Below are 14,552 nucleotides of genomic sequence, written 5' to 3' on the forward strand. Positions count from 1 at the left end.
GAAGGCGAGTGAGGCGATGACCGGGACCACTGCTGATTCCTGCTGCGAAGAGGTCCCGGCACCGCCGCGCATGTGGAGCGTGGCCGAGCACCTGGCCGACGTGCTGTCAGGTGTCGGTCCGCTCCCGGCGATCGAGCTCCAGCTGCTCGACGCCCAGGGCTGCCGGCTGGCCGAGGACGTGGTGTCCGGGGTCGACCTGCCGCCCTTCGACAACAGCTCGATGGACGGCTACGCCGTCCGCACCGCCGACACCCAGGGCGCCACCGAGCAGTACCCGTCGGTGCTCCCGGTGGTCGGCGAGATCGCCGCCGGGGCCGGTGAGCTCCCCAAGGTCGGCCCGGGCCAGGCGGCCCGGATCATGACCGGTGCCCCGATGCCGCCCGGCGCCGAGGCGGTGGCCCCGGTCGAGTGGACCGACGGCGGCGCCGGCACCGGGATCGCCGCCGAGGCGATGACCGCGGCGCCCGAGGGCCCCGAGGAGGTCCGGGTGCTCCGCCCGGTCGAGACCGGGCAGCACGTCCGCCGCCGGGGCAGCGACCTCCCGGCGGGGGAGAAGGTGCTCGACGCGGGCGCCCTGCTCGGCCCCACCCAGCTCGGCCTGCTGGCCGCGATCGGCCGCGCCACGGTGAAGGCGGTGCCGCGCCCCCGGGTGGTGGTGCTCTCCACCGGCAGCGAGCTGGTGCAGCCCGGCGAGGCGGTCGGCCCCGGGCAGATCTCCGACTCCAACAGCTTCACCCTGACCGCCGCGGCCCAGGCCGCCGGCGCCATCGCCTACCGGGTGGGCGGCGTCCCGGACGACGCGGCGGTGCTCCGCTCGGTGCTGGAGGACCAGCTCGGCCGGGCCGACCTGATCGTCACCTCCGGCGGGGTCAGCGTCGGCGCGTACGACGTGGTCAAGGAGGTCTTCGCCGAGTACGGCGACATGGACTTCCGCAAGCTCCGGATGCAGCCCGGCAAGCCGCAGGGCTTCGGCCGCCTCCAGGGCACCCCGCTGCTCGCGCTGCCGGGCAACCCGGTCTCCGCGTACATCTCCTTCGAGCTCTTCGTCCGCCCGGTGATCCGCACCATGCTCGGCGCCACCGACGTGCACCGCCCGGTGGTCCGGGCCCGGACCACCGCGGACCTGCGCTCGCCCGCCGGGCGGCGGCAGTTCCTGCGCGGCTGGTACGCCGGGGACGGGACGGTGGCCCCGGTCGGCGGCGAGGGCTCGCACCTGGTCGGCGCGCTGGCCCGGGCGAACTGCCTGATCACCGTCCCGGAGGACGAGACGCGGCTCGCGGCGGGAACTGACGTCGACGTGGTCCTTCTCACGGACTGAGCGACGGGGGGCTGTACGGTAGCGCGGGTATTCGCCTGCGCCACCGTGGAGTTCCCGTGTCCGAAACACCCCGTCTCACCCACGTCGACGAGACCGGCGCCGCCCGCATGGTGGACGTCTCCGAGAAGGCCACCACCGTCCGCACCGCCGTCGCGTCCGGGCGTGTGCTGGTCTCCCCCGAGGTGGTCGCGCTGCTGCGCGGCGCCGGCGTGCCCAAGGGCGACGCCCTCGCGGTGGCCCGGATCGCCGGGATCATGGGGGCCAAGAAGACCCCCGACCTGATCCCGCTCTGCCACCCGATCGCCATCTCCGGCGTCACGGTCGACCTCACCGTCGCCGACGACGCGGTGGAGATCACCGCCACCGTGCGCACCGCCGACCGGACCGGTGTCGAGATGGAGGCGCTGACCGCCGTCGCGGTGGCCGGGCTGACCGTGATCGACATGGTCAAGGCGGTGGACAAGGGCGCCACGATCGAGGCCGTCCGGGTGCTCTCCAAGACCGGCGGCAAGAGCGGCGACTGGGCGGTGCAGCGGTGAAGGCGCTGGCCCTGACGGTCTCCAACCGGGCCTCGGCCGGGGTCTACCAGGACAAGGGCGGCCCGCTCGTCGCCGAGGGCCTGCGCGCGATGGGCTTCGCCGTGGACGGCCCGCAGGTGGTCCCGGACGGCGAGCCGGTGGAGGCCGCGCTGCGGGCCGCCGTGGCGGCCGGGTACGACGTGGTGGTGACCACCGGCGGCACCGGCATCTCGCCGATGGACCTGACCCCGGAGATGACCGCCCGGGTGATCGACCGTCAGATCCCGGGCATCGCCGAGGCCGTCCGGGCGTACGGGCGGGAGAAGGTGCCCACCTCGGCGCTGTCCCGGGGGCTGGCCGGGCTGGCCGGACGTACCCTGATCGTCAACCTGCCGGGCTCCACCGGAGGCGTCAAGGACGGCATCGCCGTGCTGACGCCGCTGCTCCCGCACGCGGTGGACCAGCTCGGTGGCGGGGACCATCCCCGCCCGGCCGTCGCGGACCCCGCCTCCGCCTCCGCCGACCCGGCCTCCGTCGACGAGGGGAGCACCTCCTGAACGCCTCCTGGCAGGTCGAACTCCTGGAGGGCGACGTCGCGTTGCGCCCGATCCGGGTCCGCGACCAGCGGGCCTGGCAGGAGCTCAGCCAGCGCAACCGGGACTGGCTGCGCCGCTGGGAGGCGACGGTGCCGCCCGCCGGCGCCGCCCGCCCGGCCGCCGCCCGGCCGACCTTCCGTCAGATGGCCCGCTATCTGCGGCACGAGGCCGCCGCCGGGCGGATGCTGCCCTTCGTGGTGCTCCACCGGGGCCGCCTGGTCGGCCAGCTGACGGTGGGCGGGATCACCTGGGGCTCGATGTGCTCGGCCAACGTCGGCTACTGGGTGGACGAGTCGGTGGCCGGGCGCGGCATCATGCCGACCGCCGTGGCGCTGGCCGTCGACCACTGCTTCACCGGGCTCGGACTGCACCGGATCGAGGTCTGCATCCGGCCGGAGAACCGGCCCAGCCGGCGGGTGGCCGAGAAGCTCGGCTTCCGCGAGGAGGGAATGCGTCCGCGCTACCTCCACATCGACGGCGACTGGCGCGACCACCTGGTGTACGCACTCACCGCGGAAGAGGTCCCGGAGGGCATGCTGAACCGCTGGCGGTGGGTCAGGGGCCAAGGCACACCCGGTAATTGAATAAGTGTTCGAAATAGATATCGATATGGCATCGCGGCCGGGGCGAGTGGTCACAAATACCGGCAAAATAGTCGGAGAATCAGCTTGATCACACGACACGCCGCGCCAAATTGCTGCCGGGCCTTCCCCCGCGCCCGTACCGTGTGAAACGTGAGCAGTAGCGGCCTTATCTACGCGGTCATCGTAGGAGCCTGGGCCGCCTATCTGGTGCCGATGTGGCTCCGCAGGCAGGACGAGCTCAACGAGGCCCGTCCGACGGAACGCTTCAGTACCGCGATCCGCCTGCTGGCCGGACGGTCGGCCATGGAGCGGCGGGCATCGAAGGCACTCGGCGAGGAGACCAGCGCCGGCGACGGACCCGTCCCCGGCGAGCCCGGCGATCCCGCCGGCGATCTCGCGGGCGTGCCCGCCGAGGCGTTCGCGGTCGGCGAGCCGCCCGAGCGGCAGGCCGACCGGGCCCCGATCGGCGACCCCGCGCCCGAAGCGGCGCCGAGCGCCCCCGTCACCACGACCACCCCCGCGCGCGAGACCGCGCACGGCTCGACCGAGGGCCGTGCGCGACTGCTGGCGCGCCGCCGCCGGATGGTCACCACCCTCTTCCTGGCCTTCGCGGCCGGAGCGGTCGCCGCCGCCGTGCTCGGCGTGGCCTTCCTCTGGATCCCCGCCCTGCCCGCCCTGCTGCTGACCCTCTACATCGGCCACCTGCGCCGGCTGGAGCGTCAGCGGTACGAGGTGAAGCTGGACCGCACCCGGGCGGCCCGCGCCGCCGAGCGGCTGCGCGAGCGCGAGCGGACCCGGGCGGCCGCCGCCCCGGCCGTCCCCGCCCCGGGCCCGGCCCCCGCCGAGGCGGCCCCGACGCCCCGTCAGGCCCCGTCCCCGGCCCGGGGGGCGGCCGCCCCCGCCTCGGCCCGTCCGCACCTGCGGCTGGCCACCACCGACTCCGCCCTGGTCGAGGCCACCGACCACGAGGAGTGGGTGGACGGCATGCGCGACCGAGCCCCGGCCGGCCCCGACTCCTGGGAGCCCGTGCCCGTCCCGCTCCCCACCTACGTCACGGCCCCGGTCGCCCCGCGCACCACTCCGGGCCTGGACGCCCGCGCCACCGCCTGGGACTCGGGCCGCGCCGCCAACACCCCGCTCTTCGACCAGTACGCCGACCCGGACCGGGCGCGCGCCGACGCACGGGCCGAGGCACGGGCCGAGGCGGCGGCCGAGGCGGACTACCCGTCCCGCCCCCGGGCGGCGAACGAGTAGCCAGGTGAGGGGTGGTCACGAGCCCCCTCCGGAAGGTGCTAGAGTTTCTTCTCGTTGGGGCTGTGGCGCAGTCCGGTAGCGCACCTCGTTCGCATCGAGGGGGTCAGGGGTTCGAATCCCCTCAGCTCCACCAACAAGAAGTCCCGCTCGGTCCTCGGACCGGGCGGGACTTCTGCTTTCCCGGGACGCGGCGGAGCCGGCGGCACCCCGGGGAGCGGCCACCGGCCCGGACTGGCGCCCCGTCAGGCGGGGAGGCCCGGTTCGGCCTCCACCGGTGCCGGTGCCGGTGCCGGGGCCTGGGCCAGGGCGGCGCGCAGGGCGGCGTTCTCCGCCTCCAGCGCGCCGATCCGCTTGCGGGCGAAGTAGAGCTCCAGCACCGCGTCGGTGAACTCCGCGACGAGTTCCTCGGGGGTCAGCTGCACCGTGTCCTCCTGGTGTCCGGCCGGCCGTCAGGCCGGGGCGATCTGGGTGACCGTGCCGTTGGAGCCGCGCCACATCAGGGCGCCGCCCTGGGCGTACAGCGCTCCGCCGCGCGCGGTGCCGTCCACGGAGGTCGGGGCGGCCGCGCTGTCGCCGACCCGGAGCACGCCCTCCACCAGCAGGGCGGCCGGGGCGGCGGGCCGCTGGACGACGTGCAGCTGGGCGCGCGGCCTGTCCCCGCGCACGGTGCCGATGCCGGTCAGGCCGGAGCCCTTGACCACCAGGTCCTCCAGCTTGGTGCCGTCGGCGAGCGTGCTGTTGCGCAGCGCGATCAGGTTGCCGGTGGTGGAGCCGGTGGTGGAGGTGAGGTAGATGCCCTGGGCCGCGGTGCCGGAGGTCTGCAGGTCGATGGAGATCGCGGCGGCGTTCAGGTCCGATCCGTCGGCGTAGCCGCGGTGGGTGATCTTGAGGGTGCCGCGTCCGGTCTCGGTGCCGCTGAGGTACATCGCCGAGGTGCCCGGGTTGTCGGAGACCACGTTCAGCGCCACGGCGCTGCCGGAGGTGCCGGCCTGATAGACCGTCACGGCGTGCTGGTCGGTCGAGGTGGTCCTGAAGAACGCCGAGCGGGTGTCCGTCGCGGTGCTGAAGCTCCGCGCCGTGACCTCGCCCTCGAAGGCGGTGGTGGCGGCGTCCGCCGAGGCCTCGCCGGCCCCGCCCACCGCCACCGTCACCGCTCCGGCGGTGAATCCGCCGAGAAAGATCCGTCGTCCGATGGCCATGCGACCGTCCTCCCCCTGGTCCGTCGTCGGCCGGTCACTATACCGACGCGCCCGGCCGCGCACGGTGGCTGATCCGGTGTCAGGCGTGCGTCCCGGTGGTCCCGGCGTACGGTGGAGGCAGGAGTCCGCCCGGCGGCGGTCAGGCCCGGTGGGCGGCCGATCGAGGGAGGCCGTGATGGCTGCTCTGATCAGGAAGAGATTCGACGAGGCCGACGAGACCCGTCCGTTCGAGGCGGACAAGGGGCGGCTGGACCTGGTGGACCTGGACGGGGCCCAGGTGGGGCAGGGGACCTTCGAGCCGGGGTGGCGGTGGTCGGAGCACGTGAGGCCGATCGCCGGGACGGACAGCTGCATGGCCTCGCACGTGGGGTACTGCGTCTCGGGCCGGATGCACATCCGGATGGACGACGGCACGGAGCAGGACCTCGGCCCGGGGGACGTCGCGGTGATCGAGCCGGGGCACGACGCCTGGGTGCTGGGCGACGAGCCCTGCGTGTTCCTGGACTGGCAGGGCTACTCCGACTACGCGAAGCGCTAGAGCCGGTCACACTTCCCGCTCCCGGTACGTCGGTGCTGTGAGGGACACGGCATCGACCGAGGGAGCGGGCAGCATGAGGATCACGGTTTTCGCCGCCACCGGCGGCATCGGACGGCTGGTGTTGGAACAGGCCGTCGCGGCGGGGCACGAGGTGACGGCGGCGGTGCGCCGTCCGGAGGGGCTGGCCGGCAGCGGGGCCCGGGTGGTGGGGGTGGACCTGGCGGTGCCCGGGGCGGAGCTGCTGGAGGCGGTGGCCGGGGCGGACGCGGTGCTGTCGGCGCTCGGGGCCCGGGGCAAGGGGGACATCGGGGTGGCGGAGCGGGGCACCCGGGCGATCGCCGGGGCGATGCGGGGCGAGGGGGTGCGCCGGCTGCTGGTGGTGAGCGCGGGGCCGATCGGCACGGTGCCGTCGCCGGAGCGGCCGCACCCGCCGCGGCACGACCCGGGGGACGACCTGGTCACCCGCCGCCTGCTGGCGCCGCTGGTGAAGGCCGCGCTGCGGGAGCGGTACGCGGACCTGGCCCGGATGGAGGACGTGGTGCGGGCCAGCGGGCTGGACTGGACGGTGGTCCGCCCGCCCCGGCTGACGGACCGTCCGCTGACGGGCCGTTACCGGACCGCCCTGGACCGGAACGTGCGCGGCGGCACCTCCGTGTCGCGCGCCGACGTGGCGCACTGCATGCTCGACCTGGTGGGCAGCGGGGAGAGCGTGGGACGGACGGTGGCGGTGGCCTCCTGAGGCGGGCGGAGACGTACGGGGGCGGGGAGAGGAGACCGGAGGGTCGGCAACCGCTTCTGTGCGTTCGGTGTTCACCGGGGAGCCGGATCGCTACGGTCACCAGCACCGCTGTTCCTAGGTGCTACTGACGACCCGTCGGAGGATTCGCCCGTGAACGTTCGGACCCGTCGCGCAGCCGTTGCCGCCCTCGCGGTGGCCGCCCTGACCACTCCCGTCCTGCTGGTCGGGGCCACCGGAGCCGCCGCCCACGGCCACGGCCCGGACCCGGCGAAGAAGGCCGCCCAACTGGCCGCCAAGCTGGTCGAGCAGAGCAGCGGCAAGGACGCCTTCCGCACCCTGGAGCAGTTCCAGCGGATCGCCGACCGCAACGGCGGCACCCGGGTGGCCGGTTCGGCCGGGCACGCGGCCTCGGCCGAGTACGTGGCCCGGAAGGCGGCGGAGGCCGGGCTGAAGGTCTCCCGGCACGAGTTCGAGTACACCTTCAACCAGGCCCTCACCCAGACGCTGCGGGTGGTCGGCCCGGTGGCCGAGGACGTGCCGATGCGGGCGATGACCTACTCGGTCAGCGGCCCGGACGGCGGGCTGACGGCCCCGCTGGCGGTGGTGGCGGTGGACGCCACCACCGGCTGCGAGGCCTCGGACTACCCGGCCGGCGAGTTCACCGGGAAGATCGCGCTGATCAAGCGCGGCGGCTGCACCTTCGCGGTCAAGCAGGCCACCGCGGCGGCGGCCGGGGCGGTCGGCGCGGTGGTCTACAACAACACCGCGGGCGAGCTGGGCGGCACCCTGGGCGACCCGGCGGCCGGCAAGGTGCCGGTCGGCGGCATCACCCAGGCGGCGGGCGAGGCGCTGGCGGCCAAGGCGGCGGCCGGGCCGGTGACCGTCAACCTGGACATCAAGACCCTGATCGAGAAGCGGAAGACCTGGAACGTGATCGCCGAGACCAGGGGCGGCGACCCGGCGAGCACCGTGATGGTCGGCGCCCACCTGGACTCGGTGACGGAGGGCCCCGGCATCAACGACAACGGCTCCGGCTCGGCGGGCATCCTGGAGGTGGCCCGCAGCCTGTCGGACCGTCAGGTGAAGAACAAGGTGCGGTTCGCCTGGTGGTCGGCGGAGGAGTTCGGGCTGATCGGCTCCGAGGCGTACGTGGCCTCGCTCTCCGACGCGGAGAAGGCGAAGATCAAGCTGTACCTGAACTTCGACATGATCGCCTCGCCCAACGCGGCCCAGTTCGTCTACGACGGCGACGACTCCGACCACGTCGGCTCGGGCCCCGGCCCGGCCGGTTCGGCCCAGATCGAGCGGCTGATCAACGGCTACCTGGACCGGCGTCAGCTGCCGCACGAGGGCACCGACTTCACCGGCCGCTCCGACTACGGCCCGTTCATCGAGGCGGGCATCCCCGCGGGCGGCACCTTCACCGGCGCCGAGGGGATCAAGAGCGCCGCGCAGGCGGCCACGTACGGCGGCACCGCCGGCACCGCCTTCGACAAGTGCTACCACCAGGCCTGCGACAACCTGTCCAACCTGGACCTCAAGGCCTTCGACCGCAACATCGACGTGATCGCCAACGCCGTCGGCACCTACGCCTGGGACCTCTCCTCGCTGACCGCCCCGGTCGCACCGGAGAACACCTCCGGCGGTCAGGGCGGCGGTGGCGGCCTGCACGCGGGCCACGGGGACGAGGCCGCCGAATAACCGATGGCCCGTCGGACCGGCGCCGGGTAGTGTCCACCGCGATGGCGCACCCGGCGCCAGGTCCGCCACGGGCGGAGGAAGGAGGCGTGGCGATGCACACCCACATCCCCCCGGCGCTTCCTTCCCGTACGGCTCGCTAGCCGCTCCGGAAGCGCCACCGACTGCCCGGAGGCAGCGTGTCCTTCCGTACGACGTCCCGCCCTTCCCGCACCACCTTCCGCAGCACCACCCCGGCCGACCTCGACCGGGTGCTGTCCTGCACCGTGGACGAGCCCGTCTCCTGGGCCGACCCCGAGCGCTACCGCTCCATGCTGGAGAGCGGCGCCTACCGCCCCGAGCACACCAGGATCGCCGAGGACGGCGAGGGCCGCCTGCTGGCCCGGGCGGTCTGGTGGACCTTCCCCGAGGGCGACCGCCCGCTCGCCCTGGACTGCGTCTGGACGGCCCCCGGCGTCGAGGACCGGACCGCCCTGGCCGCCGGGCTGCTGACCGCCGCCCACGACTCCTTCCGCGCCGCCGGATGGGACCTGCCCGAGTGGCACCTCTTCCTCGCCCCGGACTGGCGGGACGAGCCCGCCGTCTCGGCCGCCCTCGACTGGCGGCTCGCGGCCGCCGGGCGCAGCGGTCTGGGCGGGCGCCTGGAGCGCCACCGGTACGAGTGGAGGCCCGGGGCGCCGGTGCCGGCCCCGAGCGGGCGGCTGGTCTTCACCGCCGAGCCCGACGACGAGGTCTTCGTCGAGCTGTTCCGGCGCACCGCCGAGGGTTCGATCGACGACGACACCCGGCGCGGCCTCGCCCGGCTCGGCGCGGAGGGGCAGGCCAGGGAGACCCTGGATGCCTACCTGCAGATGCCGGGCGAACGCCCCTGGTGGCTGACGGCGCACACGCCGGAGGGCGAGCCGGTCGGCTTCGCGCTGCCCTCCGCCAACCAGGGCGGCCCGGTGGTGGGCTTCCTCGGCGTGCTCCCCGCCGCGCGGGGGCGCGGCTACGTGGACGAGCTGCTCGGCGAGATCACCCGCTTCCACGCCGCCCGGGACGCCGAGCGGATCGGCGCCGACACCGACGCCGACAACCTCCCCATGGCCGCCGCCTTCGACCGCGCCGGCTACCACCGCTTCGGCGTCCGCCTGGTCCTGACGGCTGCTTAGCAGCCGCGCCGCGCGGCCGCCCGGAGGGCGGTCAGGGGCGCGGGGAACTGCGCGCTGCGGGAGGACGAGACCCGTGTGCCGGGTACGGAGGCTCACTTGCAAGTGAGCGCCCGTACCCGGCACACGGGTCGTTGTCTTCCGATGCGCGCAGTTCCTCGCGCCCCTGGGGTCGCTGCCCTGCCGTTCGTCCGGAGGGCGGCGACCGGGCCCGTGGGTCAGTAGCCGCATGCCGTTTCCCCTGCCGCTTTCGGCCGCCTCCGGCGCCTTCGGGCCGCCGGAGGCGGCCAGGGGCGCGGGGAACTGCGCGCTGCGGAAGGACGAAAACCGTGTGCCGGGTACGGAGGCTCACTTGCAGGTGGCTGTCCGTACCCGGCACACGGGTCTGTTTCTTCCGGTTCGCCCAGTTCCTCGCGCCCCTGGGGGTCGCTGCCCTGCCGTTCGTCCGGAGGGAGGGCAGCGACCCCAGGGTCAGTAGCCGCTCGGGGTCTGCGGCGGCGGGCCGGCGGGGCGTCGGCCGCGGGGGTGGCGGGTGAGGCGGTAGCCGGCGACGCCGGCGAGGGCGGCGAGGATGCCGCCGGCCACCGTCCAGTACCAGCGGGTGTTGGCGCCGGTGACGGCGGCGGAGTACCAGGCCTCGTCGTCCTCGCCGGGGGCGACCGCGCGCTCCGAGGCGGAGGCGGACGGTGCGGCGGTGGGCGCCGTGCCGGTGGTCCCGGAGTTCACCGGGGGGACCAGCGGTGCCTTCAGTTCCCCGCCCTCGGGCTGGGCGTCGCCCGCCCCGCCGCGCTCGGTGAGCTTCAGCGTCACCTGGGCGGCCAGGCCGAGGTCCTGCTGCGGCACCTGACCGGCCGTCAGCCGGACGTAGTAGGTGCCGGGGAGCGGGTCGCCGGACCACGGCTCGGCCCAGGAGCGGATCTGCCGCAGCGTGCAGCGCAGCGTCACGGCCGCGTCGGCCTGCTGGGCGGTGGCGTCCTGCGGCCCGGAGGTGCAGGACTGGCGGCGGCGCAGGCCGTCGAAGAACTCCACCGACCAGCCCTGCGGGCCGTGCCGCTCGGCGGCGGGCGGCAGGGTGACGGTGACGTCCACCGTGACCGTCCGCCCCTCGGCGGCGGCGAAGGCCCAGTACAGGTAGTCGCCGGTGGAGGCCGCGACGTCCGCGCCCTGGCCGGCCGCCAGCGTGGTGGCGGTCAGGAAGGAGGTGCCCGCGTCGGTCACCGGCTTCACGGAACCGGAGGGCGACGGGGAGGGGGAGGCGGCGAGCAGCAGCGGGGCCGCCAGCAGGACGGCCGAGCAGCGCTTGAGGAGGGTCGTACGCATCGTCAGTTCTCCCGCCAGACCGCGATCCGCCAGCGTGCCAGCCAGCCGAAGACCAGGCCGGCCAGCAGGCCGGCCAGGGTGAGCACCAGCAGCAGCACCCAGCCGCGCCCGAGTCCGGCGGACCAGCCGTCGGGGGCGGGGGAGGCGGCGGCCAGGTCGACGGTCAGCTCCAGCGGCAGGCCGGGCTCGGCGGCGACGCCGGGGGCCGGGGCGAAGGAGTTGCTGACCACCAGGCAGACGGTGTCGGCCTGCTGAGCGCCCGTCGGGGTGGCGGTGGCGGTGGCCTTCTTGCCGGAGGACCAGCGCACGCCGGTGGAGGCCACGTCGGTGCGGCCGCTGCCCGCGTCGGTGCCGCGGACCAGCTCCTGGCCGCCGGTGTCGGTGGCCTTGAGCAGCACGCCGTAGTCCCGGGCCAGTGCCCGGTCGAGCGAGAGCGAGACGGAGGCGCGGAGCTCCTGGCCCGGGCGGACCGCGACGCGGTAGACCCGGTGCTCGGAGAACTTCTCCCGGTCGCTGTAGACGCCGGGGGCCAGCACCGGTGCGGTGTCGCACTGCTCGGTGCCGGTGGCCTTGGCCGGGGCGGTGCGGTTGGTGGTGCCCGCGCGCTTGACCAGCTGCTTGACCTTGTCGGTCAGCTGCTGCTGGGTCTGCACGTCGGTGAAGGTGCCGCCGGTCGCGTTGGCGATGCAGAGCAGCTGCTGGCGGGTCTTCTCGTCGTGGGCCAGGCCCAGCGTGTCGACCACCAGGTGGGTGCCGGCGGCGGCCAGCTCGCGGGCCACCTCGCACGGGTCCGGCGGGGCGCAGGAGTCCTCGCCGTCGGTGATCAGCACGATCCGGCGGGTGGTGCTGCCGGTGCCGACGTCCTGGGCGGCGCCGCGCAGGGCCAGGCCGATCGGGGTCCAGCCGGTCGGCCGCAGGGTGGCGACGGCGGTCTTGGCCTGGGTCTTGTCGGTCTTGCCGACCGGGAAGAGCTGCTTGGTGTCCTTGCAGCCCTCGTTCTTGTCGTTGCCCGGGTAGGTGGCACCGAGGGTGCGGATGCCGAAGTGGGTCTCCTCGGGCAGCGCGTCGATCACCTCGTTGATCGACTTCTGGGCCACCTCCATCCGGCTCTTGCCCTGGATGTCGGTGGCGCGCATCGAGCCGCTCACGTCGAGCACCAGGTCGACCCTGGGCGGCTCGACCCCCAACTCGTCGGCCTGGGCCGGGAATCCGTGCATCAGGGCCCCGGCGGATATCGCCAGGGCGGCCAGCAGCCCGAGCGGGCGGGCCGGCGATCGTCGTCGTCTGGTGGTCACCGCCGCATCCTATGGATCATCAGTTCGCCGCTCCAAAGGGCCCCGTGGGGTTCAGGCCACCCGGCACGGCCCCGCGCCGGCGGCCGTCCGGCGGGTGGCCGGCGGGTGTCAGCGGCCGTCGATCAGCACCGCGAGCCCGTCCAGGAAGCGCTCCAGTCCGAAGTCCAGCGCCGCGTCCCGCTGTTCCGGCCGCACCGAGGCCATCGCCGCGGCGGCGGCCGGGAACCGCTCCCGGTGCGCCTCGACCAGCGAGCCGACGGCGGCGGCCAGCCGGGCCTCGGGGGACCCGCCGTCGGCCGCCCTGGCCTGCTGCGCCAGCGAGCGGACGTGCCCGGACAGCACCGCCACGGTGTCCATCCGCTCGGCCCCGGTCAGCGCCGTCCCCTCCAGTGCGGCCACCGCCCGCTCCATCCAGCCGAGTTCGGCCGGTCCGAGCACCCGGGGGCCGAGGGTGGCCTCCAGCAGCCAGGGGTGTGCGGCGAAGACCTCGGCCAGTCCGTGCGTCCAGGCGGTGAGCGCCGCCCGCCAGCCGGGGGAGGCGCCCTCGGGGGGCTCGCCGATCGCCTGCTCGGCCATCAGTGCGACCAGCTCGGCCTTGCCCGGCACGTACCGGTAGAGCGCCATCTTGGTGTAGCCGAGCGCGCCGGCGACGCGCTGCATGGAGACGGCGCCCAGCCCCTCGGCGTCGGCGATCACGATGCCCGCGCGGGCGATCAGCTCCAGCGTCAGCGCCGCCTTCGGACCTCGGGTCGGGGTGGGCGGCGGGCCCCACAACAGCCGTGCGGCCGGGTCGAGTTCCCCGCTCATCCCAGACTCCCCTTGCCCTCGCACCGAAACTGCGTCTACCGTACACGGTATCGACAGTGTCCGTCGGACACAGTTTCACGGAGGGGGTCCGCCATGGGCGGGAGCGTGTTGGTCTCGGGGGCGGGAATCGCGGGTACGGCGCTGGCGCACTGGCTCGGCCGGTACGGGTACCGGGTCACGGTGGTCGAGAACGCCCCGGCGCTGCGGGAGGGCGGCCAGGCGGTCGACTTCCGGGGCGAGGCGCACCTGACCGTGCTGGAGCGCACCGGCGTGCTGGAACGGCTGCGCGCGCTGGACACCGGCGGGCGGGCCGGCCGCTACGTCGACCGGAGGGGCCGTCAGCGGCTGGCGCTGCCCGCCGAGTTCACCGGCGGCGAGGTGGAGGTGCACCGGGGAGACCTGGTCCGGGTGCTGTACGAGGCCGGCCTCCCGCACACCGAGTACCTCTTCGGGGAGTCGGTGACGAGCCTGGTCGAGACGGGCGAGGGCGTACGGGTGACCTTCCGGACCGCCGCGCCGCGCACCTTCGACCTGGTGGTGGGCGCCGACGGGCTGCACTCCACCGTCCGGCGGCTCGCCTTCGGGCCGGAGGAGCGGTACGTCACCCACCTCGGGTACTACGCCGCCACCTGGAAGCTGCCCAACCACCTCGGCCTCGGCCGGGAGACCGTCGGCCTCAACGCCCCCGGTCTGCTCGCCCAGCTCGGCGGCGGCCACTCCGACCCGGCGGAGGCCGACGCCTTCGTGGTCTTCGCCGCCCCGCGGCTCGAGTACGACCGGCACGACCCCGGGCAGCAGAAGGCCCTGATCGCGGAGCGGCTGGCCGGGCTCGGCTGGGAGGCGCCCGCCCTGCTCGCCTCGCTGCGCGGCGCCGACGACCTCTACCTCGACTGGATCAGCCGGGCCGACGTCCCGCGCTGGGCCTCCGGGCGGACGGTCCTGCTCGGCGACGCGGCCTGCGGCGCGACCATCGGCGGCATGGGCACCGGCACCGCGGTGGTCGGTGCCTACGTCCTGGCCGGCGAACTGGCCCGCCACGGCGGTGACCACGGCGCGGCCTTCGCCGCCTACGAGCGGCTGCTGCGCCCGTACGCCGAGCGCTGCCAGAAGGGCGGCGACCGCTGCGGCGCGTTCCTCGCCCCGGGCCGGTTCGGCTGCCTCCTGCGCGACGCCCTGCTCAACCGCCCCCGGGTCATGGCCTGGATGCTGGCGGAGGGTCAGAAGGTCGCCACCATGGACCTCCCCGACTACCCGGCCACCCTCGCGCACCACTGACCCGCCGCCCACACCCCGCCGAAGGCGCCGGCCCGCCGGGGGTGCGGGGTGTTCCGGCCGTGCTGCCGCAGTCCGCAGTCCGTGCCCCGCCGGAGGCGTCGGCCCGCCGGGTGCCGGGGTCGGGTGCGGGGTGTTCCGGCCGTGCCGCCGCAGCCCGCAGCCTGTGCCCCGCCGGAGGCAGCCTGTGCCCCGCCGGAGGCGTCGGCCCGGCGGGTGTGCGTGCTCCGGCTGCTCCGGCGCGGCGAAATCCGGACACACCAGCA

At 74.9% G+C, this 14,552-nt stretch carries 15 protein-coding genes and 1 tRNA gene; 11 read left to right on the top strand and 5 right to left on the bottom strand.

The window, feature by feature from the left end; all coding sequences use genetic code 11:
- Positions 1–16 precede the first annotated feature (16 nt).
- The 6 genes from glp (at position 17) to ACWCYY_RS14790 (ending at position 4,403) form a co-directional block, all read left to right on the top strand.
- Positions 17–1,318, top strand: a complete 1,302-nt coding sequence (gene glp / locus ACWCYY_RS14765) for a molybdotransferase-like divisome protein Glp (protein WP_345282558.1) — start codon at positions 17–19, stop codon at positions 1,316–1,318.
- A 56-nt stretch (positions 1,319–1,374) separates the two neighbouring features.
- Positions 1,375–1,857 (top strand): cyclic pyranopterin monophosphate synthase MoaC, encoded by a 483-nt coding sequence (moaC, locus tag ACWCYY_RS14770; protein ID WP_449796223.1) that lies wholly within the window; start codon positions 1,375–1,377, stop codon positions 1,855–1,857.
- The gene (locus tag ACWCYY_RS14775) at positions 1,854–2,393 is read left to right on the top strand and encodes a MogA/MoaB family molybdenum cofactor biosynthesis protein (protein ID WP_345282562.1); all 540 of its coding nucleotides are present in this window, start codon (positions 1,854–1,856) and stop codon (positions 2,391–2,393) included. Before moaC ends, ACWCYY_RS14775 begins: the two co-directional genes overlap by 4 nt.
- Before the next feature lie 23 nt (positions 2,394–2,416).
- Positions 2,417–3,016, top strand: a complete 600-nt coding sequence (locus ACWCYY_RS14780; RefSeq protein WP_345282576.1) for a GNAT family N-acetyltransferase — start codon at positions 2,417–2,419, stop codon at positions 3,014–3,016.
- A gap of 150 nt (positions 3,017–3,166) precedes the next feature.
- Positions 3,167–4,270: a divisome protein SepX/GlpR gene (gene sepX / locus ACWCYY_RS14785; RefSeq protein ID WP_449796224.1), complete on the top strand. Its 1,104-nt coding sequence runs from the start codon at positions 3,167–3,169 to the stop codon at positions 4,268–4,270.
- 56 nt (positions 4,271–4,326) lie between these two features.
- Positions 4,327–4,403, top strand: a tRNA-Ala gene (locus ACWCYY_RS14790).
- Positions 4,404–4,512: 109 nt separating this feature from the next.
- Here the strand turns inward: ACWCYY_RS14790 and ACWCYY_RS14795 are convergent.
- Positions 4,513–4,692 carry a hypothetical protein gene (locus ACWCYY_RS14795; RefSeq protein WP_449796225.1) on the bottom strand — a complete coding sequence of 60 codons (180 nt, stop codon included), beginning with the start codon at positions 4,690–4,692 and terminating at the stop codon, positions 4,513–4,515.
- Positions 4,693–4,719: 27 nt separating this feature from the next.
- Entirely contained in the window at positions 4,720–5,469 is a 750-nt protein-coding gene (locus ACWCYY_RS14800; RefSeq protein WP_449796226.1) for a hyaluronoglucosaminidase, read from the bottom strand.
- Positions 5,470–5,644: 175 nt separating this feature from the next.
- On the opposite strand from ACWCYY_RS14800, the gene ACWCYY_RS14805 reads away from it, so the two are divergent.
- The 4 genes from ACWCYY_RS14805 (at position 5,645) to ACWCYY_RS14820 (ending at position 9,595) form a co-directional block, all read left to right on the top strand.
- Positions 5,645–6,007, top strand: a complete 363-nt coding sequence (locus tag ACWCYY_RS14805; protein ID WP_345282570.1) for a cupin domain-containing protein — start codon at positions 5,645–5,647, stop codon at positions 6,005–6,007.
- A 73-nt stretch (positions 6,008–6,080) separates the two neighbouring features.
- A complete protein-coding gene (locus tag ACWCYY_RS14810) occupies positions 6,081–6,746 on the top strand; it encodes an NAD(P)-dependent oxidoreductase (RefSeq protein ID WP_345282572.1) in 666 nt (221 codons plus the stop codon).
- A gap of 150 nt (positions 6,747–6,896) precedes the next feature.
- On the top strand, positions 6,897–8,447 hold the full coding sequence (locus tag ACWCYY_RS14815) for a M28 family metallopeptidase (protein ID WP_449796227.1): 1,551 nt from the start codon (positions 6,897–6,899) through the stop codon (positions 8,445–8,447).
- Between the two features lie 176 nt (positions 8,448–8,623).
- Positions 8,624–9,595: a GNAT family N-acetyltransferase gene (locus ACWCYY_RS14820; protein WP_449796228.1), complete on the top strand. Its 972-nt coding sequence runs from the start codon at positions 8,624–8,626 to the stop codon at positions 9,593–9,595.
- A gap of 468 nt (positions 9,596–10,063) precedes the next feature.
- Here ACWCYY_RS14820 and ACWCYY_RS14825 read toward each other — a convergent pair whose 3' ends face one another.
- The 3 genes from ACWCYY_RS14825 to ACWCYY_RS14835 form a co-directional block, all read right to left on the bottom strand.
- Complete coding sequence (locus tag ACWCYY_RS14825; protein ID WP_449796229.1) at positions 10,064–10,912, bottom strand: peptidase; 849 nt, start codon at positions 10,910–10,912, stop codon at positions 10,064–10,066.
- A gap of 2 nt (positions 10,913–10,914) precedes the next feature.
- Positions 10,915–12,207 (bottom strand): VWA domain-containing protein, encoded by a 1,293-nt coding sequence (locus ACWCYY_RS14830; RefSeq protein ID WP_449796230.1) that lies wholly within the window; start codon positions 12,205–12,207, stop codon positions 10,915–10,917.
- A 108-nt stretch (positions 12,208–12,315) separates the two neighbouring features.
- The gene (locus ACWCYY_RS14835; protein ID WP_345288290.1) at positions 12,316–13,014 is read right to left on the bottom strand and encodes a TetR/AcrR family transcriptional regulator; all 699 of its coding nucleotides are present in this window, start codon (positions 13,012–13,014) and stop codon (positions 12,316–12,318) included.
- 93 nt (positions 13,015–13,107) lie between these two features.
- On the opposite strand from ACWCYY_RS14835, the gene ACWCYY_RS14840 reads away from it, so the two are divergent.
- The gene (locus ACWCYY_RS14840) at positions 13,108–14,289 is read left to right on the top strand and encodes an FAD-dependent monooxygenase (RefSeq protein WP_449796231.1); all 1,182 of its coding nucleotides are present in this window, start codon (positions 13,108–13,110) and stop codon (positions 14,287–14,289) included.
- Positions 14,290–14,552: the final 263 nt, after the last annotated feature.

It is taken from the genome of Kitasatospora sp. NPDC001664 (assembly GCF_053596675.1).